Origin of the sequence: Streptomyces shenzhenensis (genome assembly GCF_003688995.1) — a bacterium.
In the GTDB taxonomy this organism is placed as follows: Bacteria; Actinomycetota; Actinomycetes; order Streptomycetales; family Streptomycetaceae; genus Streptomyces; species Streptomyces shenzhenensis_A.
The window spans coordinates 111,653-135,862 of the sequence record NZ_PENI01000015.1 but is presented as its reverse complement, the minus strand read 5'-3'; the positions used below and the strand labels follow the sequence as shown (position 1 = coordinate 135,862).

At 70.1% G+C, this 24,210-nt stretch carries 25 protein-coding genes; 16 read left to right on the top strand and 9 right to left on the bottom strand.

Annotated features, from left to right (window positions below):
• From CTZ28_RS23420 to CTZ28_RS23410, 3 genes are all read left to right on the top strand, one after another.
• The gene (locus CTZ28_RS23420; RefSeq protein WP_121891637.1) at positions 1-942 is read left to right on the top strand and encodes an N-acetylmuramoyl-L-alanine amidase; all 942 of its coding nucleotides are present in this window, start codon (positions 1-3) and stop codon (positions 940-942) included.
• A gap of 124 nt (positions 943-1,066) precedes the next feature.
• Positions 1,067-1,324: a hypothetical protein gene (locus CTZ28_RS23415; protein ID WP_121891636.1), complete on the top strand. Its 258-nt coding sequence runs from the start codon at positions 1,067-1,069 to the stop codon at positions 1,322-1,324.
• Positions 1,321-1,584, top strand: coding sequence for a hypothetical protein (locus CTZ28_RS23410; protein ID WP_121891635.1), 264 nt, complete (start codon positions 1,321-1,323; stop codon positions 1,582-1,584). Before CTZ28_RS23415 ends, CTZ28_RS23410 begins: the two co-directional genes overlap by 4 nt.
• A 63-nt stretch (positions 1,585-1,647) precedes the next feature.
• Here the strand turns inward: CTZ28_RS23410 and CTZ28_RS23405 are convergent, their stop codons facing one another.
• Positions 1,648-3,000 carry an NsdA family TPR-like regulatory protein gene (locus CTZ28_RS23405; protein ID WP_121891714.1) on the bottom strand — a complete coding sequence of 451 codons (1,353 nt, stop codon included), beginning with the start codon at positions 2,998-3,000 and terminating at the stop codon, positions 1,648-1,650.
• Positions 3,001-3,152: 152 nt separating this feature from the next.
• Here CTZ28_RS23405 and CTZ28_RS23400 point away from each other — a divergent pair, with 152 nt between their 5' ends.
• From CTZ28_RS23400 to CTZ28_RS48540, 9 genes are all read left to right on the top strand, one after another.
• Positions 3,153-3,593, top strand: a complete 441-nt coding sequence (locus CTZ28_RS23400; protein ID WP_121891634.1) for an ATP-binding protein — start codon at positions 3,153-3,155, stop codon at positions 3,591-3,593.
• Complete coding sequence (locus tag CTZ28_RS23395) at positions 3,590-4,069, top strand: hypothetical protein (RefSeq protein ID WP_121891633.1); 480 nt, start codon at positions 3,590-3,592, stop codon at positions 4,067-4,069. The genes CTZ28_RS23400 and CTZ28_RS23395 overlap by 4 nt, the downstream gene beginning before the upstream one ends.
• A gap of 162 nt (positions 4,070-4,231) precedes the next feature.
• On the top strand, positions 4,232-4,693 hold the full coding sequence (locus CTZ28_RS23390) for a glycine-rich domain-containing protein (protein WP_121891632.1): 462 nt from the start codon (positions 4,232-4,234) through the stop codon (positions 4,691-4,693).
• A 190-nt stretch (positions 4,694-4,883) separates the two neighbouring features.
• The gene (locus CTZ28_RS49610; protein WP_398656585.1) at positions 4,884-5,612 is read left to right on the top strand and encodes a phosphotransferase family protein; all 729 of its coding nucleotides are present in this window, start codon (positions 4,884-4,886) and stop codon (positions 5,610-5,612) included.
• A gap of 305 nt (positions 5,613-5,917) precedes the next feature.
• Positions 5,918-7,882: an acetate--CoA ligase gene (gene acs / locus CTZ28_RS23380; protein ID WP_121891630.1), complete on the top strand. Its 1,965-nt coding sequence runs from the start codon at positions 5,918-5,920 to the stop codon at positions 7,880-7,882.
• Positions 7,883-8,076: 194 nt separating this feature from the next.
• On the top strand, positions 8,077-9,513 hold the full coding sequence (gene nhaA, locus CTZ28_RS23375) for a Na+/H+ antiporter NhaA (protein WP_121891629.1): 1,437 nt from the start codon (positions 8,077-8,079) through the stop codon (positions 9,511-9,513).
• Between the two features lie 91 nt (positions 9,514-9,604).
• Complete coding sequence (locus CTZ28_RS23370) at positions 9,605-10,093, top strand: phage holin family protein (protein WP_121891628.1); 489 nt, start codon at positions 9,605-9,607, stop codon at positions 10,091-10,093.
• Positions 10,090-11,013, top strand: coding sequence for an alpha/beta fold hydrolase (locus CTZ28_RS23365; protein ID WP_121891627.1), 924 nt, complete (start codon positions 10,090-10,092; stop codon positions 11,011-11,013). The genes CTZ28_RS23370 and CTZ28_RS23365 overlap by 4 nt, the downstream gene beginning before the upstream one ends.
• Positions 11,014-11,140: 127 nt before the next feature.
• Positions 11,141-11,320 (top strand): hypothetical protein, encoded by a 180-nt coding sequence (locus tag CTZ28_RS48540; RefSeq protein ID WP_121891626.1) that lies wholly within the window; start codon positions 11,141-11,143, stop codon positions 11,318-11,320.
• Between the two features lie 18 nt (positions 11,321-11,338).
• On the opposite strand, the gene CTZ28_RS23355 is transcribed toward CTZ28_RS48540, so the two are convergent.
• The 3 genes from CTZ28_RS23355 to nth form a co-directional block, all read right to left on the bottom strand.
• The gene (locus tag CTZ28_RS23355; RefSeq protein WP_121891625.1) at positions 11,339-12,538 is read right to left on the bottom strand and encodes a MarP family serine protease; all 1,200 of its coding nucleotides are present in this window, start codon (positions 12,536-12,538) and stop codon (positions 11,339-11,341) included.
• A 96-nt stretch (positions 12,539-12,634) separates the two neighbouring features.
• Positions 12,635-13,297: an NUDIX hydrolase gene (locus CTZ28_RS23350; protein ID WP_121891624.1), complete on the bottom strand. Its 663-nt coding sequence runs from the start codon at positions 13,295-13,297 to the stop codon at positions 12,635-12,637.
• Between the two features lie 225 nt (positions 13,298-13,522).
• Positions 13,523-14,569, bottom strand: coding sequence for an endonuclease III (gene nth / locus CTZ28_RS23345; protein ID WP_121891623.1), 1,047 nt, complete (start codon positions 14,567-14,569; stop codon positions 13,523-13,525).
• Between the two features lie 334 nt (positions 14,570-14,903).
• Here nth and CTZ28_RS23340 point away from each other — a divergent pair, with 334 nt between their 5' ends.
• On the top strand, positions 14,904-15,578 hold the full coding sequence (locus CTZ28_RS23340) for a Crp/Fnr family transcriptional regulator (RefSeq protein ID WP_121891622.1): 675 nt from the start codon (positions 14,904-14,906) through the stop codon (positions 15,576-15,578).
• Positions 15,579-16,000: 422 nt separating this feature from the next.
• On the opposite strand, the gene CTZ28_RS23335 is transcribed toward CTZ28_RS23340, so the two are convergent.
• Genes CTZ28_RS23335 through CTZ28_RS23320 form a run of 4 tightly spaced genes read right to left on the bottom strand, consistent with a single transcriptional unit; the run spans position 16,001 to position 18,393 of the window.
• Positions 16,001-16,831 (bottom strand): MBL fold metallo-hydrolase, encoded by an 831-nt coding sequence (locus CTZ28_RS23335; RefSeq protein ID WP_121891621.1) that lies wholly within the window; start codon positions 16,829-16,831, stop codon positions 16,001-16,003.
• Positions 16,828-17,715, bottom strand: coding sequence for an NUDIX hydrolase (locus CTZ28_RS23330; protein ID WP_121891620.1), 888 nt, complete (start codon positions 17,713-17,715; stop codon positions 16,828-16,830). Before CTZ28_RS23330 ends, CTZ28_RS23335 begins: the two co-directional genes overlap by 4 nt.
• Positions 17,716-17,770: 55 nt before the next feature.
• Positions 17,771-18,235, bottom strand: a complete 465-nt coding sequence (locus CTZ28_RS23325) for a RidA family protein (protein ID WP_121891619.1) — start codon at positions 18,233-18,235, stop codon at positions 17,771-17,773.
• Complete coding sequence (locus tag CTZ28_RS23320) at positions 18,232-18,393, bottom strand: Sp36 family protein (RefSeq protein WP_121891618.1); 162 nt, start codon at positions 18,391-18,393, stop codon at positions 18,232-18,234. The genes CTZ28_RS23325 and CTZ28_RS23320 overlap by 4 nt, the downstream gene beginning before the upstream one ends.
• Positions 18,394-18,464: 71 nt before the next feature.
• On the opposite strand from CTZ28_RS23320, the gene bagA reads away from it, so the two are divergent.
• Together bagA and bagB are read left to right on the top strand one after the other, a co-directional pair.
• Positions 18,465-19,442, top strand: a complete 978-nt coding sequence (bagA, locus tag CTZ28_RS23315; RefSeq protein ID WP_121891617.1) for an ATPase BagA — start codon at positions 18,465-18,467, stop codon at positions 19,440-19,442.
• Positions 19,439-20,764, top strand: coding sequence for an ATPase BagB (gene bagB / locus CTZ28_RS23310; protein WP_121891616.1), 1,326 nt, complete (start codon positions 19,439-19,441; stop codon positions 20,762-20,764). The genes bagA and bagB overlap by 4 nt, the downstream gene beginning before the upstream one ends.
• A 14-nt stretch (positions 20,765-20,778) precedes the next feature.
• On the opposite strand, the gene wblA is transcribed toward bagB, so the two are convergent.
• Complete coding sequence (wblA, locus tag CTZ28_RS23305) at positions 20,779-21,117, bottom strand: transcriptional regulator WblA (protein ID WP_183154548.1); 339 nt, start codon at positions 21,115-21,117, stop codon at positions 20,779-20,781.
• 439 nt (positions 21,118-21,556) lie between these two features.
• On the opposite strand from wblA, the gene CTZ28_RS23295 reads away from it, so the two are divergent.
• Positions 21,557-23,812, top strand: coding sequence for a transglycosylase domain-containing protein (locus tag CTZ28_RS23295; protein ID WP_121891614.1), 2,256 nt, complete (start codon positions 21,557-21,559; stop codon positions 23,810-23,812).
• Positions 23,813-24,210 lie beyond the last annotated feature (398 nt).

The following is a 24,210-nucleotide window of genomic DNA, read 5'->3' as shown; positions in this document are numbered from 1 at the left end:
ATGGCACGTATGCCCGGCGCCGAGTGGCGCCCGCTCGCCGTCAACTTCACCAACAACGGACAGGCCGAGGTGCGGGGCGTCGTCGTCCACATCATGGCCGGCACGTTCGAGGGGACCGACAGTTGGTTCCGCAACACCAAGGCGCAGGCGTCGAGCCACTTCGGCACCAGCAAGACCGGCAAGCTCCGCCAGTGGGTCGACACCAGCGACCGCGCATGGGCGCAGGCGAGCGGTAACACGTCCTGGCTCAGCGTCGAGAACGAGGGACAGGGGGGCGACGCGCTCACCGACGCCCAGCTCGACCGCGTCGCCGAGGTGCTGGCGTGGGCGCACAAGACGTACGGCGTTCCGCTCCAGGTGACCAACTCGCCGTCCGGCAAGGGTCTCGGTTACCACGCGATGGGCGGTAGCGCGTGGGGTGGGCACACGTCCTGCCCCGGCTCGCGGATCGTCGCCCAGCTCGCCGAGATCGTCGCCCGAGCGAAGAAGCTCACCGGCACCAGCACGGGCGGGGGCACGTCGAGCACGTACACCGTCAAGGCCGGCGACACCCTGTCCAGCATCGGCGCCGAGATGGGCGTCGCGTGGAAGACCCTCGCCACGCTGAACGGCATCAAGGCCCCGTATGTCATCCACGCCGGCGACGTCCTCAAGCTCAAGGCCACCACCGCGCCGAAGTCCTACAGCCCGCCCGCGTTCCCGGCCGGCCTCGCCCCGGGCAAGACCTCGCCGTCGGCGAAGCCGCTTCAGCGCGCGCTCAAGGCCGCGGGATTCATGGCGAAGTCGGTCGCCGTGGCCGACAACTACGGGCCCCAGACTCAGGCCGCCGTCGTCAGGTTCCACAACGCCTATCCGCAGTACCGCGCCGCGGGTAAGACATCCGACCCGGCCATCGGTCCGAAGGGGTGGGCGTACCTGCACCGCCTCGCCTACGACAAGTAGGCCCGCCCCGGTACTCGCAAAACCTCAAGTCTTCTCGTCAATCTGACGCAATTACTCGAGCACGGCCAACCGCCCCGCGGCACCGCGCCACGGGGCGGAACCCGCAACGACAGGAACGCCCCCCATGAACCCGAAGAACAAGCGCGCCATACGTACCGCGCTCCAGACCCTTGCCGCGGTCGTCGCCGTTCTGCCGGCACTCGCCGCCCTGCTCGCCGACTCCGACCTCGCCGCCGCCGCGCCGGCCGTCATCGCCGCCGCCGCGTCCGCCGCCGCCGTCGCCGGCGTGGTCGCCCGCGTCATGGCCTCGCCCGCCGTCGAGGTCCTGCTCGACCGGTTCGGTATCGGCCTGGTCGACGACGACGGGGGCACCCGCGAGTGACCGCTCAGCCGCCCCCGTCCGACCCGGCCGCCGTCGCCCTCGAACTCGAACGCATCCGCCGGAGTATCGAGGTGGGGTTCACCCGCCAAGACGGCGCCCTCGCCCTGTTGGTCCAGCGCACCGACCAGACCGACGCAGAGATCAAGGAGCACGCGAAACGCCTCGACGCCCTCGAACGGTCCCGTTGGCCCCTGCCCTCCCTCGCCGCCCTGGTCAGCGTGGCCGGCCTCGCCCTATCCCTCTGGCAACTCGGCAAGTAGCAGCACAACGCCCCCCGCATGGCCTTACGGCCGTCGCGGGGGGCGTTGTCTGCGTTCTCTGACCTACGCCGCGGCGACCAGCTCGCGCGCCCGGTCCGTGAAGTCGGCGACCAGACGGTTCCCGCCGAAGGGTTCCATGCGGCGGGTGAGGTCCTGCACGGCCTCGACCGCCCTCGAACTCTTCACCTGCCCCGTAAGGCGCAGGGTGCGCATGCCGGCCGCATACGCCGCGTCGAGGTCCTTCCGCTGGAGGTGGGACACGGCAAGCGCCGCTTGCGACATGGCGCCGCGGCGGGCCCGGTTTTGCTTCCGGGCGTGGTCGATGGACCGCCGCGCGTGTTCCTCCGCGGACTTCGCATCGCCCATATCGCGGAAGGTGTTCGCGTGCTCACCATGCAGGTACGCAGGGTCGATGAACGCTGCCCACTCGGCTTCTTCGGCAAGGTCGATCTGCTCGGCCGCATTCTCCGACTGCACGACCGCGTGAGCCGCCGCCGTCTTGTCGCCGAGAACAGCGAGCGCCCGCGCTTCCAGACACCACAGGTCGGCGAGGCACGCCGCCGAGGTTGCCCTCGACAGTCCCTGTCGTCCGGCCTGTGCAAGGCGCCGGCCCTCGCGCGGGTTACCCAAGAGGGTGGCCTGATCAGCCATCCCGGCGAGGACGTGCGCGCCGAGCGCCGGATTACGCGACTCTTCGGCGAGGCGAAGCGACTGGATCAAGTAGCGCTGCGCGATGCTGTGTTCCCCGTTGTCGTAGGCCATCCAGCCGAGTAGGTAGGTCTGTTCGGCCGCGGCCTCGCACAGCGCGTACCGCACCTGCTCGTCATGCGACCGCCGAAGCAGCGGGTAGACGTGCTGGTTCATGTACTCCGCCAGGACCAGGCGCCCGGAACCGCCGCCCTGGAAGATGTCCATCTGCTGGAAGGTCGAGAACATGTTCCGGACGGCCGTCACGTCTTCCAGCCGCACGCGCGGCCCCGGCTCCGGTTCCTGGTCAAGGGTGTTGAGTAGCCAGTCCCGCGAGGGACCGACCCCGGCCACAGCCGCGAACGGCGCGGCCGAAAGGAACTTGCGACGATCCACGTCAGCTCTCCCCAGGTCGGCGACTACTTCCACCGTAACGGCGAACGACGGGTCGTAGGCGAGGCCGGCGTCGACCGAACTGCCCTCACCGAGGCCAAGGTCGTACGTCGTCACTCGGAAACCGAAGTGGTCGGAGAACACCCCCGCCAGAAGATCCGGGATCGGCGCACGGGGCGTTTCGCCTTCCAACCACATGCGCACGCGCGTTGCGTTCGTCGCAATGTTCCGCTGTCCCCACTCCAGCGCCTTCGATTGCACGCGCCGCGCGAGATCCTTCCGGCTGATTCCGGAGCGCTCCAGCCAGTACGCAAACGCCTCGTTCGGTGACTTCATCCCCGCACCCTTCGCGACCGTGAGCAACGAAAGCGACACCCTTCGACACCCCCCTTGACGGTACCCCGACCCGCGTCACGCGTGTTGCCTAGTCGAAGGAACCATCCGGTCCACGCCAAGGGCCGGGACCGTCAACCCGTAAGGGGAGACACATGATCAAACAACGACGGGCCGCCATGTCCGTCTGTTTCGCGCCCGTCGACGGCCCCCCGCCGGTTCTTCTGCTGGTGGGTGAGGCCACGTCAGCCAGCATCGCCCGAAAGTTCGTACGCGAGCACTTCCAGTACGAGTTACCCGACGCATCAGCCGAGTACATCGACGCGGTTGAACTGGTGACGTGCGAGTTGGTGACTAACGCCATCCGGTACGGCACAACGCCCGGTCACCTGCTGAGAGTCGAAATCGGCGTGCAAGACACCCGCACCCGAGTGGAGGTCGAAGACCCTGTGAGACGCCGCCCTCAGCCCGGCCCCGAATCGCACGAAAACGAGGGAGGACGCGGCCTGATCATCCTTGACGCCCTATGTGCGGACTGGGGAGTCACCGACGCACAGTCCGGCAAGAAGGTATGGGCAGAGGTGACTGCACCATGACCGCGCCGTCCCTCGACGTGCCCCCAGGGCCGGGGTTCGTCGCGACCATCGCCGCCGTGACGGCCGTCCAGAAGCCAAGTGACGGCCTCGCCGTCGCCCAGTTACTCATCACCCACCCCGGGCCCCGACGGCAGAACGAGACTGTCGAGACCGTCGAGGACGGAATGCGACGCCTCGCGACCGCGCTGCACCTCGGCCCCGGCGAGCAAGAACCCCCCGTGATCGGCGGGAAGCTCATGATCCGTAGGGGGTTCGCCGCCCTGGACTACGGACACGACCGGTACGTCATGACCATCCCGTCACCGTCCCAAGACTGGCTAGCTCTCGTCGGTGCGGGTGGGGCATGCCGCATCTGCCTGGTCTTCGCTCCCCTCGCCGTCGGTGCCGACCAGGCCGAGACGGACGCACACCTACGCGCCAGCTTCGAACGTGGCCAAGTCAGGTGGGGGACGACGTACGCCCGTAGACGCTTCTGAACGCACGGGCCGCCCCGAGGTGGATTGGACCCCGGGCCGACCCGCTGAAGCCGAGCGTAACGGGCTGAGAGTCCAGCACTGCCCACGAAGTCGGAGAAGTCCGAAAGCGGCGGTGTGCTCAGCAAGTGCCGACAACCAACCACACGTCATGGAGGCAAGCACGTGACCACCGCACAGAAGCGCCCCGAGACCGACGCACGGACGCTGATCAGCACAGAACTGCGCGAAACCCTGGTCGACAACATGCGCTCCAAGTTCCCGCAACTGACGGAGGAGAAGGCCGACCGCGGCGTGGGGCAGATGCTCGCTTTCCTCGCCGCATGCGACTACAGCGGCCGGCCGCTCAGCCCCTCGCCCCTCGTCGACGACTTCTGGCACGCCTTCCTGCTCCACACGAAGGCGTACCGGGAGTTCTGCGAGCAGACGTTCGGTCGGTTCCTCGACCACCAGCCCGGGTACCTCGACCCGGAGGAGCACGGGGGCGGCAAGGCCCTGCGCGCCCGGACCGTCGACGCGATCACCCTCGCCGGGTACGAGATCGACATGGAGTTCTGGCCCGAGCTGGACCTCGCCGACTGCTCGCAGTGCCACGCGAACTGCTCGGACAGCCCGAACCATCCCTGACGGTCCCCGCCGACCCCCGGCCTGTGCCACGCTGTGGCCAAGCCGGGGGCCGGCCCCCGTTTCGCTCGACCGACGCAGGAGACCACGGGTGGACCGCATCGATTGGCACGACCTACCGGCAACTACCCGGGCCGCCGTCGAGCAGCACACAGGCCCGGTCGAGACGGCCGAGACCGCGCCGCATGGGGTCATGTCCCGGCTCGCCTGCACCGTCAGCGCCCGAACAGGTCGGACGTTCGTCAAGGGCACCCGCGAGGACGACCCCCAGGCGTGGATCTACCGCCATGAGGCCAAGGTCACGCAGCACGCACCCCTCGCGCCACACGTGCTGTGGGAGGTCAACGCCGGCGGATGGCAGCTGTACGGATACGAATACGTCGGAGGCCGATACCCCAACCTGAGTCCAGGGTCCGACGATCTCGCCGCCCTCGTACGCACACTCACCTCTGTATCCCAAACGTCCTGGCCCGAGACTCTGAATAAGAGACCGCTTCACAGCCGGTGGGTCGAGTTCCTGCCTGAGGACGTACCGAGCGGGCTGCAAGGCCGAGCACTCGCTCACACGGATATGTCCCCGCACAACATGCTGATGAAAGACGCCGGCGAACTACTCCTACTGGACTGGGCCCTTGCCTGCCCTGCCCCTGCATGGGCAGACGCCGCGCTGACAATCCCTCGACTCATCTCCGCCGGGCACACACCAGAGCAGGCCGAGACGATCGCCCGGCAGGTTCCTGCATACCGGGCCGCCTCCCCTGACATCCTCACTATGTTCGCGCGCACGGTCTACACCGCTTGGGAAGACTGGGAGCGAACGCGTCCCATGCCTCACAGAGCCGCCCTCACCGCCGCCGCCGAAACATGGGCCGCGCACCGCGATAAGGGACGACAGACGGGCACACACGCCCTTTCCCCTTGATCAGCCACGCCGTCCCTTGATCCCCCGCTGGGGCGACGCGGTCACCGCAGGTCAGTCCCGCTCGCATACTTTCCTCGACCTCTTCTGCCACTTTGAAGGTAGGTGCATGATTCACTGAAACGCACCTAGCGCTCGGTTGCGAGCCGTATTCGCTGGGTAGCGCGGCCCCTGGGGGATGAACCCCCGGGGGCTGTGGCTCGTGACCACTTGGCGGGGGAGTGGCAGGATTCGGGTGAGCCTTGACCGGGCCTGTGCACCGCTAGAGAATCAGGCCAATTGGTCTAAACCACTGGGACGGTGTGTCGATGTCAAGCAACGAAAGTCCTTCCCTCTCTAACTTGTTGAAGGAGGAGCGACGCTTCGCGCCGCCGGCTGACCTGGCCGCACACGCCAACGTCACGGCAGAGGCGTACGAACAGGCCAAGGCTGACAGGCTCGGCTTCTGGGCCGCGCAGGCCCGCCGGCTGACCTGGGCCGAGGAGCCGACGGAGACGCTGGACTGGTCGAACCCGCCGTTCGCGAAGTGGTTCAAGGACGGCCGGCTCAACGTCGCGTACAACTGCGTCGACCGGCATGTCGAGGCCGGGCACGGCGACCGGGTCGCCATTCACTTCGAGGGCGAGCCCGGCGACAGCCGTGCGATCACCTACGCCGAGCTGAAGGACGAGGTCTCCAAGACCGCGAACGCTCTGCTGGAGTTGGGGGTCCGCGCCGGCGACCGGGTCGCGATCTATATGCCGATGATCCCGGAGACGGCGATCGCAATGCTGGCCTCGGCCCGTATCGGCGCCGCGCACTCGGTCGTCTTCGGCGGCTTCTCGGCGGACGCGCTCGCCACGCGCATCCGGGACGCCGACGCCAAGGTGGTCGTCACCTCCGACGGCGGATGGCGGCGCGGCAAGCCGTCCGCGCTCAAGCCGGCCGTGGACGACGCGATCGCGCGCGTGGACAACGTGGAGCACGTGCTGGTCGTGCGCCGCACCGGCCAGGAGGTCGCCTGGCACGGCGAGCGCGACGTGTGGTGGCACGAGATCGTCGAGCGGCAGTCCGCCGAGCACACGCCGGAGGCGTTCGAGGCGGAGCACCCGCTGTTCATCCTCTACACGTCCGGCACGACGGGTAAGCCGAAGGGCATCCTGCACACCTCCGGCGGCTTCCTCACCCAGGTGGCGTACACCCACCACGCCGTCTTCGACCTCAAGCCGGAGACGGACGTGTACTGGTGCACGGCCGACGTCGGCTGGGTCACCGGGCACTCATACATCGTCTACGGGCCGCTGGCCAACGGCGCCACCCAGGTCATGTACGAGGGCACGCCGGACACCCCGCACCAGGGCCGCTTCTGGGAGATCGTGCAGAAGTACGGGGTGACGATCCTGTACACGGCGCCCACCGCCATCCGCACGTTCATGAAGTGGGGCGACGACATCCCCGCGAAGTTCGACCTCAGCAGCCTGCGTGTGCTGGGGTCGGTCGGTGAGCCGATCAACCCCGAGGCCTGGGTCTGGTACCGCAAGCACATCGGGGCGGACCGGACCCCGATCGTGGACACCTGGTGGCAGACCGAGACCGGCGCGATGATGATCTCGCCGCTGCCCGGTGTGACCGAGACCAAGCCGGGCTCCGCGCAGCGGCCGCTGCCCGGCATCTCCGCCACGGTCGTCGACGACGAGGCGAACGAGGTGCCCAACGGCGGCGGTGGCTATCTCGTCCTCACCGAGCCGTGGCCGTCGATGCTGCGCACCATCTGGGGCGACGACCAGCGGTTCCTCGACACCTACTGGTCGCGGTTCGAGGGCAAGTACTTCGCCGGTGACGGGGCGAAGAAGGACGAGGACGGGGACATCTGGCTCCTCGGCCGCGTCGACGACGTGATGCTCGTGTCCGGCCACAACATCTCGACGACCGAGGTCGAGTCCGCGCTGGTCTCGCACCCGTCGGTCGCCGAGGCGGCCGTCGTCGGCGCGGCGGACGAGACGACGGGGCAGGCGATCGTCGCGTTCGTGATCCTGCGGGGTACGGCGTCCGAGGACGACGGCCTGGTCAACGAACTGCGCAACCACGTCGGCGCCACGCTCGGCCCCATCGCCAAGCCGAAGCGGATCCTGCCGGTGGCGGAGCTGCCGAAGACCCGCTCCGGCAAGATCATGCGCCGTCTGCTGCGTGATGTCGCGGAGAACCGCCAGCTCGGCGACGTCACGACGCTGACGGACTCGACGGTCATGGACTTCATCCAGGCGAAGCTCCCGGCGGCCCCGAGCGAGGACTGAGCAGGACGACCGGAGGGGGCGCCCCGGCAGCCGGAGCGCCCCCCTTCGCGCACACCATGAGACTCGCCGGAAATACCCCCGCGGCGGGTTGGGTAAAATAAGCAAAGAGTCCAAGAACAACAAGATCCACAAGGTGCGCCGGGAAGTCTGGTCGGCATGTGCTCTGCCATGCCCACCCACTGGAGGCCTCCCCCATGACCGCGCCCCGCACCACCACCGCTCGCAAGGTCCTCGGCCGGCTGTCGCTGCCCGAGCGGAGGTTCGTCGCGGAGGCGCTGCGCACCGAGACCGTCGGCGGCGTACTGCTGCTGCTCGCCGCGATCGCCGCCCTGGTCTGGGCGAACCTGCCCGCGCTGGGGCACAGCTACGAGAACGTCAGCCACTTCCACCTGGGCCCCGCCTCTCTCGGTCTGGATCTCTCCGTCGCGCACTGGGCCGCCGAGGGACTGCTGGCCGTCTTCTTCTTCGTCGCCGGGATCGAGCTGAAGCGCGAACTCGTCGCCGGTGACCTGCGGGACCCGAAGGCCGCCGTCCTGCCCGTCGTGGCGGCCCTGTGCGGGATGGCCGTACCGGCCCTCGTCTACACCCTCACCAATCTCGCCGGCGGCGGCTCCACCCGGGGCTGGGCCGTGCCGACCGCCACCGACATCGCCTTCGCGCTGGCCGTGCTCGCGGTCATCGGCACCTCCCTGCCGAGCGCCCTGCGCGCCTTCCTGCTGACGCTGGCCGTCGTGGACGACCTGTTCGCGATCCTGATCATCGCCGTCTTCTACACGAGCCGGCTCGACTTCGCCGCGCTCGGCGGCGCCGTGGCCGGTCTCGTCGTCTTCTGGGTGCTGCTGCGCAAGGGCGTGCGCGGCTGGTACGTGTACGTGCCGCTCGCGGTCGTCATCTGGGGGCTGATGTACAACAGCGGCGTCCACGCCACGATCGCGGGCGTGGCGATGGGCCTGATGCTCCGTTGCACCACCCACACGGGTGAAGACCGCTCACCCGGCGAGCGAATCGAGCATCTGGTGCGCCCCCTGTCGGCGGGGCTCGCCGTGCCGCTGTTCGCACTGTTCAGCGCCGGCGTGTCCATCTCCGGGCGGGCGCTCGGGGACATGTTCACGCAACCGGAGACCCTCGGTGTCGTGCTCGGCCTGTTCGTCGGCAAGACGGTCGGCATCTTCGGCGGCACCTGGCTGACGGCACGCTTCACCCGGGCCTCGCTCAGCGACGACCTCGCCTGGGCCGACGTGTTCGCGCTCGCCACCCTCGCCGGCATCGGCTTCACCGTGTCACTGCTGATCGGGGAACTCGCCTTCACCGGCGACGCGATGCTGACCGACGAGGTCAAGGCGGCCGTACTGACCGGCTCGATCGCCGCGGCCCTGTGCGCGACGGTCCTGCTGAAGATACGCAACGCCAAGTACCGCCGCCTGTGCGAGGTGGAGGAGCGGGACGAGGACAGCGACGGCATCCCGGACGTCTACGAGGAGGACGACCCGGCCTACCACCTGCGCATGGCGGACATCTACGAACGCAAGGCCGCCGAGCACCGCCGGCTGGCGCAGACGACGGCCGACGCACGCCACGGGCTTGCCGAAGTGCCGGGCGGGGCAGGCGAGGAGAACGACCGTCCGGCATGATCTGACGAGACGGTACAAATACACGGGACCGTACGCAGTCAGGCAGAAGACGGATCCGTACGCGCGGCGTACGCAGGAGAGGGAGACCGCGATGAGCGCACCCGACGGCAGCCCGGTCGGCGCCGAACGCAGCATCGGCCAGCTGTTCGCCTCGGCGACCACCGAGATGTCGGCGCTGGTGCACGACGAGATCGCGCTGGCCAAGGCCCAGCTGAAGCAGGACGTCAAGCGCGGCGCGGTGAGCAGCGGCGCCTTCGCGGTGGCCGCCGTGGTCCTGCTGTTCTCCCTGCCGATGCTCAACTTCGCCCTCGCGTACGGCATTCGGACCTGGAGCAACTGGAACCTCGCCCTCTGCTTCCTGCTGTCCTTCGCGGCGAACGTCCTGATCACCGCCGTCCTCGCGCTGATCGGCCTGTACTTCGCGAAGAAGGCCAAGAAGGGCAAGGGCCCGCAGAAGGTGGCCGCGTCCGTGAAGGAGACGGCGGGCGTCCTGCAGAACGCCAAGCCGCACCCGCGCCCGGAGCTGCCGCAGGATCGGGTGCCCGAAGCCATCGAGGCTGTGGCACGCTCGTCGTCATGACGGACCCCGCCGCCCCCTCGGCCGTACGGATCGAAGGTCCCTGGACGCACCGGGATGTCGCCGCCAACGGTGCCCGCTTCCACATCGCGGAGCTGGGCGACGGCCCGCTGGTGCTGCTGCTGCACGGCTTCCCGCAGTTCTGGTGGACCTGGCGACAGCAGCTGGTCGCGCTCGCCGACGCGGGCTTCCGGGCCGTGGCCATGGATCTGCGGGGCGTGGGCGGCAGCGACCGCACGCCGCGCGGCTACGACCCCGCCAACCTCGCCCTCGACGTCACCGGGGTGATCCGCTCCCTGGGCGAGCCGGACGCCGCGCTGGTCGGCCACGACCTGGGCGGCTATCTGGCGTGGACGGCCGCCGCGATGCGTCCCAAGCTCGTCCGGCGCCTCGCGGTCGTCTCGATGCCGCATCCGCGGCGCTGGCGCTCCGCGATGCTGCGGGACGCCCGGCAGACGGTCGCCGGCTCCTATATCTGGGGCTTCCAGCGGCCGTGGGTGCCCGAGCGGCAGCTCACCGCCGACGACGGCGCGCTCGTGGGCCGGCTCATCCAGGACTGGTCCGGGCCCAAGCCGCCGGACGAGCACACGATGGAGACGTACCGGCGCGCGATGTGCATCCCGTCGACCGCGCACTGCGCGATAGAGCCGTACCGCTGGATGGTGCGGTCGCTGGTGCGCCCGGACGGCATCCAGTTCAACCGCCGCATGAAGCGGCCGGTGCGCGTGCCCACGCTGCATCTGCACGGCTCCCTGGACCCGGTGATCCGCACCCGCAGCGCGGCCGGCTCGGGCGAGTACGTCGAGGCGCCCTACCGCTGGCGGCTGTTCGACGGGCTGGGGCACTTCCCGCACGAGGAGGACCCGGTCGCCTTCTCCACCGAACTCGTCAACTGGCTGAAAGACCCCGAACCCGATCGGTGACCGCGCCGATGCGCCCGGTATCCGGACCGGAACAACTGTCCTACGAACGGCCACATGCCTGGCGCATAGGCCGATTGAGGGGCCCCGGGGCGGTTATCGACCTTGGGGCAGGGGCAGACGTCCGGGTATGGGCTGGACGCACGACTACAGTGACGCACCCCGCAACCGCCGCTCTGCGAGTGGCCCCGGTTCCCATCGGCCGGGTTCGCCACAGACGCCGGACACGGACCTGCGGGTGGGAATTCCGCGCATCCTGCGCCGCCGGGCCCGCTGGGTCTCGGTACGTCTGCGCCACTCCCGCGGCTGACCGCACCGCCGGGGCGCCCTACAGGGCGCAGCTGTCGGTCCCCACCTGCTCGTTCGCCGTGCGGCCCCGGACGATGTCCTGCTGGATCTCGTCCGCCGTGAGCGCGTACCCGGTGTCGGCGTCGTCGAGGGACTTCGCGAACACCACGCCGTACACCTTGCCGTCCGGCGTGAGCAGCGGGCCGCCGGAGTTGCCCTGGCGGACGGTCGCGAACAGGGAGTAGACGTCGCGGCGGACGGTGCCGCGGTGGTAGATGTCCGGGCCGTTGGCCGTGATGCGCCCGCGCACGCGCGCGGAACGGACGTCGTACGCCCCGTTCTCGGGGAAGCCCGCGACGATCGCGCTGTCGCCGCTCGCCGCGTCCTGGGACGTGAACCGCAGGGCCGGCGCCCGGAGGTTCGGTACGTCGAGTACGGCGATGTCACGCCGCCAGTCGTAGAGGACGACCTTCGCGTCGTACCTGCGGCCGACCCCGCCTATCTGCACGGTGGGCTCGTCCACACCGCCGACGACATGCGCGTTGGTCATGATGCGGCGGTCGGCGAAGACGAAGCCGGTGCCCTCCAGCACCTTGCCGCACTTCTGGGCGGTGCCCATGACCTTCACGATGGAGTTCTGGGCGCGGGTGGCCACGGCGCTGCCCGCCAGCGCCGGGTCGGGCGGCTGGACGTCGGTGATCGGCTCGTTCGAGAAGGGGCTGAAGACCTGCGGGAAGCCGTTCTGCGCGAGGACGGAGGAGAAGTCCGCGAACCAGGTGTCGGCCTGTGTGGGCAGCGCCCGGGAGACGCCGAGCAGCACCTTGGAGCTGCGGACCTCCTTGCCCAGGGTCGGCAGCGTCGTTCCGGCGAGCGCGGAACCGATCAGCCAGGCGACCAGCAGCATCGCCACGACGTTGACGAGCGCGCCGCCCGTCGCGTCCAGGGCGCGGGCCGGGGACCACGTGATGTACCGGCGGAGCTTGTTGCCGAGGTGGGTGGTCAGTGCCTGCCCGACGGAGGCGCAGACGATGACGACGACCACCGCGACGACGGCGGCGGTCGTGTTGACCTCCGCGTTGTCGGTGAGGGCGTCCCAGATCACGGGCAGCACATAGACCGCGACCAGACCGCCGCCGAGGAAGCCGATCACCGACAGGATGCCGACGACGAAGCCCTGGCGGTAACCCACGATCGCGAACCACACGGCAGCGATCAGCAGCAGGATGTCCAGCACATTCACTTGTTCAGGCCTCGCCTCGTCACGCTCCGGTCCGACCGGCCTGGCCGGAGTGCCGAGGGCGGTCCCCCGGGAAAACACAGCACGGAGGCCACCCTGTCACGACCGCCAGTCGAGCGGGACCTGCTTGTCTCCGTCCCAGGGGCGCTCCCAGCCCGCGTAGTGCAGCAGGCGGTCGATGATTCCGGCCGTGAAGCCCCACACCAGCGCCGATTCGACCAGGAATGCCGGGCCTCGGTGGCCGCTGGGGTGAATGGCGGTGGCTCTGTTGTCCGGGTCCGTGAGATCCACCACGGGGACCGTGAAGACCCGCGCGGTCTCGTTCGGGTCGACGACTCCGACCGGGCTGGGCTCGCGCCACCAGCCGAGGACCGGCGTCACGACGAAGCTGCTGACCGGGATGTACAGCTTGGGAAGCACACCGAAGAGCTGGACCCCGGCGGGGTCGAGCCCCGTCTCCTCCTCGGCCTCGCGGAGAGCGGCCCGCAGCGGCCCGTCGGCCGTCGGGTCGCCGTCCTCGGGGTCGAGGGCGCCGCCGGGGAAGGCGGGCTGGCCGGCGTGCGAGCGCAGTGAGCTCGCGCGCTCCATGAGGAGCAGTTCGGGACCCTGCTCGCCCTCGCCGAACAGGATCAGCACGGCCGACTGCCGCCCGGTCCCGTTCTCCGGCGGCAGAAAGCTGCTGAGCTGCGGCGGCTGGACCGTCTCCGCGGCATGCACCACGGGGTTCAGCCAGCCGGGCAGTCCCTCCTTGCTGAGCGTCACCGGTCCGGCGTGCGTGCCGCGCGGGTGCGTGCTCTTCAGGTGCGCGGTGTTCGTATGCGTCGTGCCCGTGTATGTACTGCTTGGTTGCGCATCGTTTGGTTGCGCATTGCCTGCTTGCGTACTGGTCGTTCGCGTACCGCTCGCATGTGTGCCGCTGCTGTGCGTCATGACCACCCCCGTTCTGCCGAGTCCAACGCCCTGCTGGGCCGAGATCGTTCCAGCCGGTCAACCCGGGTTGACCGGTCCGTCACCCGGCCCCAGCGGCGGCGCCGGTTTGCCGCCCGCGTCGAGGTAGGCCTGCGGCGGCTTGAGCCGCTGGCCGGGGTAGCCGCCCTTCTCGTACTTCAGCAGCTTCTTCGCCTTCTCCGGGTCGGTCTCGCCCTCGCCGTACGCCGGGCAGAGCGGGGCGATGGGGCAGGCGCCGCAGGCGGGCTTGCGGGCGTGGCAGATGCGGCGGCCGTGCCAGATGACGTGGTGCGAGAGGTCCGTCCAGTCGCTCCTCGGGAACAGCTCGCCGACGGCCGCCTCGATCTTGACGGGGTCGGTCTCCTCGGTCCACTGCCAGCGCCGCACCAGCCGCTGGAAGTGGGTGTCCACGGTGATCCCGGGCCGGCCGAAGGCGTTGCCGAGGACCACGAAGGCGGTCTTGCGGCCGACGCCAGGCAGCGTCACGAGGTCCTCAAGGCGGCCTGGGACCTCGCCGCCGAACTGCTCGGTCAGTGCCTTGGACAGCCCTATGGCCGACTTCGTCTTGGCCCGGAAGAAGCCGCACGGCCTGAGGATCTCCTCGACCTCCTCCGGGTTGGCGGCGGCCAGGTCCTCGGGCGTGGGGTACTTGGCGAAGAGCGTCGGGGTCGTCTGGTTGACCCTGAGGTCGGTGGTCTGGGCGGACAGGACCGTGGCGATCAGCAGCTGGAAGGGGTTCTCGAAGTCCAGCTCGGGGTGGGCGTACGGGTACACCTCGGCGAGTTCGCGGTCGATCCGGCGGGCCCGGCGGACGAGCGCGGCGTGCGACTCGTTCTTCCACGGCTTCGCCGCGGCGGCCTTCTCGGCGACGGCCGCCCCGGCGACCGCCTTCTTCCCGGCTGCTTGCTTGACGGCCGCCTTCTTGACGGCCGTCTTCCGCGCAGGGGCTGCCTTCTTCGCCGGTGCGGTCTTCTGCGCCGGTGCCGTCTTCTGCGCCGGTGCCGTCTTCTGCGCGGGCGCGGCCCCCTTCGCAGGCGCGGCCTTCTTCGCGGCGGTCGGCCGCTCGGCCGGGGCCGTCGCCTTCACCGGCGCCTTTTCTGCCGATTTGACCCTTTTCTTACCACCGCCCGGGTCCTGTTCGCCCACAGCGGAATCGCGACGTACAACCACCCGCCCAGCCCCCTTGGCCTGTGCTCTACCGGCGATTTGGACACCCGGCCAGCCTAAGGCCCGGCACCGACATCCGCCCCGGACCCCCGGGATCAGTCCCCGATTGGCCCCCTGCCGCTCACCACAGGACACCAGTGCGGCATCCTTGTGACAGATCACACTGTTTGGACCGTCCGGCAAAATGGGGAACACGGTCCCCTGGTACACCGGGGAGCAAGATCCCCTGAGCAGGTCGACAAGGAGAGAACTCGTGGACGACGTCCTGCGGCGCAACCCGCTCTTCGCGGCTCTCGACGACGAGCAGGCCGCGGAGCTGCGCGCCTCCATGAGTGAGGTGACTCTGGCGCGCGGCGACTCCCTCTTCCACGAGGGCGACCCGGGCGACCGTCTGTACGTGGTCACCGAGGGCAAGGTCAAGCTGCACCGCACCTCCCCCGACGGCCGCGAGAACATGCTGGCCGTCGTGGGCCCCAGTGAGCTGATCGGCGAGCTGTCGCTGTTCGACCCGGGTCCGCGTACGGCGACCGCGACCGCGCTGACCGAGGTCAAGCTGCTCGGTCTCGGCCACGGCGACCTCATGCCCTGGCTGAACGCGCGTCCGGAGGTGGCCGGCGCCCTGCTGCGCGCCGTCGCCCGCCGTCTGCGCAAGACCAACGACGCCATGTCGGACCTCGTCTTCTCCGACGTCCCCGGCCGTGTGGCGCGCGCCCTGCTGGACCTCTCCCGCCGCTTCGGCGTGCAGTCCGAGGAGGGCATCCACGTCGTCCACGACCTCACGCAGGAGGAGCTGGCCCAACTGGTCGGCGCGTCCCGCGAGACCGTGAACAAGGCGCTCGCCGACTTCGCCCAGCGCGGGTGGCTCCGCCTGGAGGCGCGGGCCGTGATCCTGCTGGACGTGGAACGGCTCGCCAAGCGGTCCCGCTGACCCTCCACGCGCTGCCGCCCCGCTGACGGCCGGTGCCGGGGCGATCCCGGCACGGCCCTCGGCCCCGGAGGGCCGTGGTGCCCCGAGGAGTCCGTGGCGCCTGCACAGCGCGTACGTCCACGGTCCGGCTCCACACCGCACTGCGGCGTACGTCGATGACCTCGGACCGCGGCTCGCGCGGGAGTACGCGCGCGTGCCCGGCGTGAAGCCCCCCTGAGCGCGATGGCCTGGACCCGGCCGGCCCCGCCCGATGGGCCCGCGGTCCGGATACGGCCGGATCAGCCCGGCCGCCGCCGGTGCCGTGGGGCCGCGGTGGCGCCGTCCGACACCCGCCCGCCCGGCTCGGCGCACCGGCCGACCTCGCGTCCGCCCGCCTCGGCGCACCGACCGGCGCCGCCCCCTCCCGCCGGATCAGGCCGTGGTCAGATCAGCCCGTGTTCGCGGAGGTACTCCAGCTGAGCGCGTACCGACAGTTCCGCCGCCGGCCACAGGGAGCGGTCCACGTCGGCGTAGACGTGCGCGACGACCTCGGCCGGGATGCGGTAGCCGTCCTCGACGGCCGTCTCGACCTGGGCGAGCCGGTGGGCTCGGTGGGCGAGGTAGAACTCGACGGCGCCCTGGGCGTCCTCCAGGACCGGGCCGTGGCCCGGCAGCACGGTGTGGACGCCGTCGTCGACCGTGAGGGACCGCAGCCGGCGCAGGGAGTCCAGATAGTCGCCCAGGCGGCCGTCGGGGTGCGCGACGACGGTCGTGCCGCGGCCGAGGATCGTGTCCCCGGTCAGCACCGCCCGGTCGGCCGGGAGATGGAAGCACAGCGAGTCGGCGGTGTGGCCCGGGGTGGCTACGACCCGCAGCTCAAGGCCACCGGTGGTGACCACGTCCCCCGCGGCCAGCCCCTCGTCGCCGAGCCGCAGCGCCGGGTCCAGCGCGCGCACCTTGGTGCGGGTCAGTTCGGCGAAGCGGGCGGCTCCCTCCGCGTGGTCGGGATGGCCGTGGGTGAGCAGGGTCAGCGCGACGCGCCTGCCCGCCTTCTCGGCCGTGTCCACGACGCTGCGGAGGTGGTCGTCGTCCAGCGGGCCCGGGTCGATGACCACGGCCAGGTCGGAGCCGGGCTCCGAGACGATCCAGGTGTTGGTGCCGTCCAGGGTCATGGCGGAGGCGTTGGGCGCCAGCACATTGGCGGCCCGCGCGGTGGCGGGGCCCGAGATGACTCCGCCCCGCGGCTGGCCCGGCAGGGCTCCTGCGTCCGTCATGCGGGGCCTCCACCGGCGGGGGCGGCCGGGCCGACCGGAATGTGCCTGGTGAACTCGTCGTGGCCCGGCCAGGCCAGCACGATCTCGCCGTCGGCCAGCCGCGCGCGGGCCAGGACGGGCGTCATGTCGCGCGCGGGCGCGGCGGCGAGCGCGTCGGCCGCGGTCGGGTACGGCGACAGCTGCCGCAGGGTCGCGATGGTGGGCGGCATCATCATCAGCTCGCCGTCGTCGTACCCGGCCGCGGCCTCCGTGGGCCGGATCCACACCGTGCGGTCGGCCTCCGTGGAGGCGTTGCGGGTGCGCTGGCCCTTCGGGAGCGCGGCCACGAAGAACCAGGTGTCGTAGCGGCGGGACTCGAACTCCGGGGTGATCCAGCGGGTCCAGGCGGCCAGCAGGTCGGAGCGCAGCACCAGTCCGCGGCGGTCCAGGAACTCGGCGAAGGACAGCTCGCGCGCGACCAGGGCCGCGCGGTCCGCCTCCCAGTCCTCGCCGGTGGTGTCGCCGGCCACCGACTCGGCCGTCGGCCCGGCCAGCAGGACGCCGGCCTCCTCGTACGTCTCCCGGACGGCGGCGCAGACGATCGCCTGCGCTCCCGTCCGGTCGACCCCGAGCCGCTCGGCCCACCACGCGCGCGTAGGGCCCGCCCATCGCACCTGGAGGTCGTCGTCGCGGGGGTCGACACCGCCGCCGGGATACGCGTACGCGCCTCCGGCGAAGGCCATGGAGGCGCGTCTGCGCAGCATGTGGACGGCGGGGCCGTCTGGGGTGTCCTTCAGGAGCAGTACCGTGGCCGCGCGCCGGGCGGGCACCGGCGTGAGGGTGCCGTCCGTGAGCGCGCGGATGCGGTCCGGCCACTCCGGCGGGTACCACTGCCCATTCGCCATGGGCGGAGGCTATCCCGATGTGACCGAATGTTCGAGAGGTGCCCGGGGCCGGGGCTCACGGCACCAGCTCGACCTGGACCTCCACCTCCACCGGGGCGTCCAGCGGCAGGACTGCAACGCCGACCGCGCTGCGCGCGTGCACGCCCTTCTCGCCCAGGACCTCGGCGAGCAGCTCGCTGGCCCCGTTGATGACACCGGGCTGGCCGGTGAAGTCGGTGGCCGAGGCCACAAAGCCGACGACCTTCACCACGCGCGCGATGCGGTCCAGATCGCCCGCGACGGACTTGACGGCGGCCAGGGCGTTGAGCGCGCAGACGCGGGCCAGGCCCTTGGCCTCCTCGGCCGTGACCTCGGCGCCCACCTTGCCGGTGACCGGGAGCTTGCCCTCCACCATCGGCAGCTGGCCCGAGGTGTAGACGTACACACCGGTCTGCACGGCCGGCTGGTAGGCGGCCAGCGGGGGCACGACCTCCGGCAGGGTCAGACCGAGTTCGGCGAGCCTCATCTCGACAGCGCTCATGACTGCTTCTCCCGCTTCAGGTAGGCCACCAGCTGCTCGGGGTTGTTCGGCCCGGGAACGACCTGGACGAGCTCCCAGCCGTCCTCGCCCCAGGTGTCCAGAATCTGCTTCGTGGCATGGACGAGCAGCGGCACGGTTGCGTATTCCCACTTGGTCATGCGGCGACTGTATCCGCTGTTATCCACAGCCTCCCGCGTAGGCCGACGGCGGACTGGTTAGGCTCGAAGGCGTGAGCAGGCTCCAGGTCGTCAGCGGCAAGGGCGGGACCGGAAAGACCACGGTCGCCGCGGCTCTCGCGCTGGCCCTCGCCACCGAGGGGAAGCGGACGCTTCTCGTGGAGGTCGAGGGCAGGCAGGGCATCGCACAGCTCTTCGAGACGGAGGCGCTGCCCTATGAGGAGCGGAAGATCGCCGTCGCTCCCGGCGGCGGCGAGGTGTACGCCCTCGCCATCGATCCCGAACTGGCCCTTCTGGACTACCTCCAGATGTTCTACAAGCTGGGCAGTGCGGGCCGCGCCCTGAAGAAGCTCGGCGCCATCGACTTCGCCACCACCATCGCCCCCGGCCTCCGGGACGTCCTGCTGACCGGCAAGGCGTGCGAGGCGGTGCGTCGCAAGGACAGGAGCGGCCGGTTCGTGTACGACTACGTCGTCATGGACGCCCCGCCCACCGGACGCATCACCCGTTTTCTGAACGTCAACGACGAGGTCGCGGGCCTGGCGAAGATCGGCCCGATACACAATCAGGCACAGGCCGTGATGCGGGTCCTGAAGTCCCCCGGGACCGCCGTGCACTTGGTCACACTCCTGGAGGAGATGCCCGTCCAGGAGACCGCGGACGGCATCGCCGAACTGCGGGCGGCACGGCTGCCGGTGGGCCGGGTCATCGTGAACATGGTGCGGCCCGAGGTGCTGGACGCGGCCGATCTGGATCTCGTGGAGACGGTGCCGCGCGCCGCCGTGGCCCGTGCGCTGTCGGCCGCCGGGCTGGGCGGGGCGCGGCGCGGTGGGAGCGCCGAGCGGCTGGTGGACCCGCTCCTGGAGCAGGCCGCGGAGTACGCCGAGCGGTACGCGCTGGAGCAGGAGCAGCGCGCGGTCCTCGGCGAACTGGAACTGCCGCTGCACGAACTGCCGCTGCTCGCGGAGGGCATGGACCTCGCGGGCCTGTACGAACTCGCCACCGAGCTGCGCGAACAGGGGATGCCATGAGTCCGGACCCGGCCCACGTACAGGACGCCGCCCGCCATCGCCTCTCCCCCGCGCGCGTGCTCGACATCGATCCGCTGCTCGACGACCCCAAGACCCGGATCGTGGTGTGCTGCGGTTCGGGCGGGGTCGGCAAGACCACCACCGCGGCGGCCCTGGGGCTGCGGGCCGCCGAGCGCGGCCGGAAGGTGGTGGTGCTCACCATCGACCCGGCGCGGCGGCTGGCTCAGTCGATGGGCATCGACTCGCTGGACAATGTGCCGCGCCGGGTGAAGGGCACCGAGGGCGAAGGCGAGTTGCACGCCATGATGCTCGACATGAAGCGCACCTTCGACGAGGTCGTCGAGGCGCACGCGGACCCGGAGCGGGCCGCCGCGATCCTGGCGAACCCCTTCTACCAGTCGCTCTCGGCGGGCTTCGCGGGCACGCAGGAGTACATGGCGATGGAGAAGCTGGGCCAGCTGCGGGCGAAGGACGAGTGGGACCTCATCGTCGTGGACACCCCGCCGTCCCGCTCCGCGCTGGACTTCCTGGACGCGCCCAAGCGGCTCGGTTCCTTTCTGGACGGGCGGCTGATCCGGCTGCTGACGGCGCCGGCGAAGCTGGGCGGCTGGGCGGGAATGAAGTTCCTCAACGCCGGTATGTCGATGATGACCGGCACACTGGGCAAGCTGCTGGGCGGCCAGCTGCTGAAGGACGTACAGACGTTCGTGGCGGCGATGGACACCACCTTCGGTGGTTTCCGTACGCGCGCGGATGCCACGTACAAGCTGCTCCAGGCGCCCGGCACGGCGTTTCTGGTGGTGGCGGCCCCGGAGCGGGACGCGCTGCGCGAGGCCGCGTACTTCGTGGAGCGGCTGGCCGCGGAGGACATGCCGCTCGTCGGTCTGGTGCTCAACCGTGTCCACGGCAGCGGCGCCGACCGGCTGTCGGCCGAGCGGGCGCTCGCCGCCGCGGAAAATCTTGAGGAACCCCGCATTGTGGATCAGGGGGACGGGAAAGCTGGACTTCGTAACTCTCCCGACACGTACGACAGTTCAGAACCTCCCGCTGCTTCCTCCGCATCCGAGCCCCTCCCCCCGGGCGCGGACCCGGACGTCGACCAGCTGACCGCCAGTCTGCTGAGGCTGCACGCCGACCGCATGCAGCTGCTCTCCCGCGAGCAGCGCACGCGTGACCGCTTCACCGCGCGCCACCCGGAGGTGGCCGTCGTGGAAGTGGCCGCGCTCCCTGGTGACGTGCACGACCTCACGGGGCTGCGGAACATCGGCGACCGGCTCGCGGCCATGCGGCCGGAGCTGCCCGAAACGCGTACCGATACGTGAGAGGGGATGCCCTCTCAGCTGACCGCCGCGTAGTCCTCGTAGACCTCGTCGTCGTCGAGGGACACGATCCCGGCATCCCGTTCGTACTCTGAACGCGCGGTCTCCAGGAGCCTGCGCCACGAGGTCACGGTGGGGCGCCTGCGCAGCAGTGCGCGGCGCTCGCGTTCCGTCATGCCTCCCCACACACCGAATTCAACACGATTGTCCAGCGCATCGGCCAGGCATTCGGTGCGTACCGGACATCCGGTGCACACCGCCTTGGCCCTGTTCTGCGCTGCTCCCTGAACGAACAGTTCATCCGGATCGGTAGTGCGGCAGGCGGCCTGCGCACTCCAGTCGGTTACCCAGCCCATACCGGCGCCGTCCTCTCCCGAATCGAGGCTCCCCCACGGCGGCAGCGGCATATTCACCGCCGCCAGTTGAGGACGTTACGGAAGGCGGGCGCAGCGCAACACCCCCTTCGGGCCCAATCTCGAATGGCCCGAACGGACTATGCGTAAGCGGCAGATCACCCGCGGGAGTGAGCTGGCGACATGCGTGATTATCCCGGCAAAGCGGGACAGTTATGGTGCGTCACAACGGACGCCACGTGACACACGAGGCGGATTCGGACACGCCTCCAACACGTCTCGACCCGACCGGCGGGGGAACCGTCGAAGAAAGTCGAGAGGATCCGGAACGATTCGGGGTCGCCGGACGTATTGATACGTGACCGCGCTGCCGTGACAGTTAAGAGCAGCTTAGGCCAAGGCATATACGCGTGTCCGGCGAATGAGAACGTAGGCTGCCCCCATGCCAAAGAAGCGCTCGGGCGGTGGTCTGTCGCCAACGCAGCAGGCCGCCAAGTTCCTCGGTGTCAGTGTCCTCGCGGGAGCCGTCATGGCCGGCATCGCGCTGCCCGCGGCGGGCGCGCTCGGCCTCGCGGCCAAGGGCTCGGTCCAGGGATTCGACGAGATCCCGGCCAACCTGAAGAGCCCCCAGCTCAGCCAGCGGACCACGATCCTGGACAACCAGGGTCAGCAGATCGCCACGGTCTACTCCCGCGACCGCACGGTGGTGGACCTCAAGGACATCTCGCCGTATCTGCAGAAGGCGATCGTCGCGATCGAGGACTCGCGCTTCTACCTGCACGGCGCGGTCGACCTGCAGGGCGTGCTGCGCGCCGTGAACAAGAACGCGCAGAGCGGCGGGGTCGCCCAGGGCGCCTCCACGCTCACCCAGCAGTTGGTGAAGAACTACTTCGTCGAGGAGGCCGGCGACGACCCGACGAAGGTCGCCCAGGCCACCCAGCAGACGCTGGGCCGCAAGATCCGCGAGCTGAAGTACGCGATCCAGATCGAGGAGAAGCTCGGCAAGAAGAAGATCCTCGAGAACTACCTGAACATCACGTTCTTCGGCCAGCAGGCGTACGGCGTCGAGGCCGCCGCCCAGCGCTACTTCTCCAAGCACGCCAAGGACCTGAACCTCCAGGAATCGGCGCTGCTCGCGGGCATCGTGCAGTCCCCCAGCCGCTACGACCCGGTCAACGACGAGGCCGAGGCCACCAAGCGGCGCAATGTGGTGCTCCAGCGCATGGCCGAGGTCGGCGACCTCTCCCAGCAGGAGGCCGACAAGGCCAAGGAGGCCCCGCTCGGCCTGAACGTCAGCCAGCCGAAGAACGGCTGCATCACCGCGGTCAAGGGCGCCGGATTCTTCTGCAAGTACGTCGAGAACGTCTTCCTCAGCGACCCGGTCTTCGGCAAGACCAAGGAGGCCCGGGCCAAGATCTGGAACCGCGGCGGCCTGACGATCCGCACCACCCTTGACCCGCAGGCTCAGGCGTCGGTCCAGGCCTCGCTCAAGAACCACATCAACAAGTCGGACTCGGTCGCCGCGGCCGCCACCCTGGTCGAGCCCGGCACCGGCAAGATCGTCGGCATGGGCCAGTCGAAGCCGTACGGCTACGCGAAGGACGAGACCGAGTACAACTACTCGGTCGACCGCGACATGGGCGGCTCCAACTTCGGCTTCCCGACCGGTTCGACGTTCAAGCCGTTCGTGGCCGCGGCGGCGATCGAGGGGGGCAAGCCGGCCACGCAGGAGTACTCGTCGCCGTACAAGATGGAGTACCCGAGCCCGGTCCAGCGGTGCGACAGCCAGCCCTACGTCAACCGCGACCGCACGACCGTCGAGAACGAGGACGAGTCGGAGGTCGGCCCGTACCGGTTGAAGGAGGCGATGGCCAAATCGGTCAACACCTACTTCGTCCAGATGATCGCCGACATCGGGCTGTGCCCGGTGATGAAGATGGCCGACGGGCTGCACGTGGTGCAGGGCAACGGCGACAAGCTGCCCGAGGAGCCCGCCATCGCGCTCGGCTCGGTGGGCCTGTCCCCGCTGACCATGGCCAACGCGTACGCCACCTTCGCCGCGCGCGGCATGTACTGCACGCCGATCGCCATCGAGTCGATCAGCCAGCGGGTCGGCAACCAGCGCAAGTCGCTCGAAGTGCCGAAGTCGACGTGCTCGCGCGCGATGAGCGAGCAGACCGCCGACACGGTCAACACCCTGCTGCGCGGTGTGGTCGACTCCGGCACCGGTCAGCAGGCCGGCCTCACCGACCGCGAGAGCGCGGGCAAGACGGGTACGACGGACGAGCGCAGGAACGCCTGGTTCGTCGGCTACACGCCGAACCTGTCCGGCGCGGTCTGGGTCGGCGGCCCCAAGCAGAACGTCAAGATGCGGAACATCACCATCGGCGGCGTCTTCCGTCCGCTCGTCTACGGCGGTGAGGTCCCCGGCCCGATCTGGAAGGACGCGATGACCGGCGCCCTGCAGAGCAAGCCCGTCCAGTCCTTCAACCTCGTCGACATCCCGGACGACAAGGGCGACGGCAACGGGGACGGCCGTGGGCGTGGCAGGGGCCGGGGCGACGGAAACGGCGACAACCGCGGCGGCCAGACGAACGGCGGCGCGAACGGCGCCAACCCGGCACCCTCGTTCCCCTTCCCGGGCAACTTCATCCAGGGCCAGGGCAATGGGGGGCGGAACGGGGGACAGCGGGGGTGAGTCGCCTTCGGCCGCGGCGGGTGGCTCGACCGCGGCGGGTAGTCCAGCCGCGGCAGGTGGTCCGGCCGCGGCGGGTGGTCCGGGCAGTGCGGGTCGGCGGCGCGCTCGAGCGGGAAGGCTGAGCGGCCGAAGGCACGCGCCCGAGGTTGAACGCGGCGGGGCCGCACCCTGAGGTGGGTGCGGCCCCGTTTCGTCGGTCGGGCCCACCGAACGCCTTGCGGCCGGACGGAGGATGGGCCCGGGACGGGTGGGCTGGTCCAGGGCGGGTGGTCCGCCGCTGGCGGCCAGTCCTGGAGAGGTGGCGGCCGGTCCGGGAGGGGACCTGGACGGTCCTGGGGTACGGGGGAGGAGTTGGCTGATCCCCAGGGAGAGCCCGGCCGAACCCGGAGAGAACCCTG

Bases quoted from the DNA above. Each gene is read 5' to 3' on its own strand.
- nhaA (WP_121891629.1), top strand. From the start codon at position 8,077: ATGACCGCGCCCCGCACCACCACCGCTCGCAAGGTCCTCGGCCGGCTG.
- acs (WP_121891630.1), top strand. From the start codon at position 5,918: ATGTCAAGCAACGAAAGTCCTTCCCTCTCTAACTTGTTGAAGGAGGAG.
- CTZ28_RS23320 (WP_121891618.1), bottom strand. From the start codon at position 18,393: ATGACCAAGTGGGAATACGCAACCGTGCCGCTGCTCGTCCATGCCACG.
- CTZ28_RS49610 (WP_398656585.1), top strand. From the start codon at position 4,884: ATGTCCCGGCTCGCCTGCACCGTCAGCGCCCGAACAGGTCGGACGTTC.
- CTZ28_RS23365 (WP_121891627.1), top strand. From the start codon at position 10,090: ATGACGGACCCCGCCGCCCCCTCGGCCGTACGGATCGAAGGTCCCTGG.
- bagB (WP_121891616.1), top strand. From the start codon at position 19,439: ATGAGTCCGGACCCGGCCCACGTACAGGACGCCGCCCGCCATCGCCTC.
- CTZ28_RS23405 (WP_121891714.1), bottom strand. From the start codon at position 3,000: ATGAAGTCACCGAACGAGGCGTTTGCGTACTGGCTGGAGCGCTCCGGA.
- CTZ28_RS23335 (WP_121891621.1), bottom strand. From the start codon at position 16,831: ATGACGGACGCAGGAGCCCTGCCGGGCCAGCCGCGGGGCGGAGTCATC.
- CTZ28_RS23325 (WP_121891619.1), bottom strand. From the start codon at position 18,235: ATGAGCGCTGTCGAGATGAGGCTCGCCGAACTCGGTCTGACCCTGCCG.
- CTZ28_RS23295 (WP_121891614.1), top strand. From the start codon at position 21,557: ATGCCAAAGAAGCGCTCGGGCGGTGGTCTGTCGCCAACGCAGCAGGCC.
- CTZ28_RS23370 (WP_121891628.1), top strand. From the start codon at position 9,605: ATGAGCGCACCCGACGGCAGCCCGGTCGGCGCCGAACGCAGCATCGGC.
- CTZ28_RS23400 (WP_121891634.1), top strand. From the start codon at position 3,153: ATGATCAAACAACGACGGGCCGCCATGTCCGTCTGTTTCGCGCCCGTC.
- wblA (WP_183154548.1), bottom strand. From the start codon at position 21,117: ATGGGCTGGGTAACCGACTGGAGTGCGCAGGCCGCCTGCCGCACTACC.
- CTZ28_RS23395 (WP_121891633.1), top strand. From the start codon at position 3,590: ATGACCGCGCCGTCCCTCGACGTGCCCCCAGGGCCGGGGTTCGTCGCG.
- CTZ28_RS23420 (WP_121891637.1), top strand. From the start codon at position 1: ATGGCACGTATGCCCGGCGCCGAGTGGCGCCCGCTCGCCGTCAACTTC.
- CTZ28_RS48540 (WP_121891626.1), top strand. From the start codon at position 11,141: ATGGGCTGGACGCACGACTACAGTGACGCACCCCGCAACCGCCGCTCT.
- CTZ28_RS23330 (WP_121891620.1), bottom strand. From the start codon at position 17,715: ATGGCGAATGGGCAGTGGTACCCGCCGGAGTGGCCGGACCGCATCCGC.
- CTZ28_RS23415 (WP_121891636.1), top strand. From the start codon at position 1,067: ATGAACCCGAAGAACAAGCGCGCCATACGTACCGCGCTCCAGACCCTT.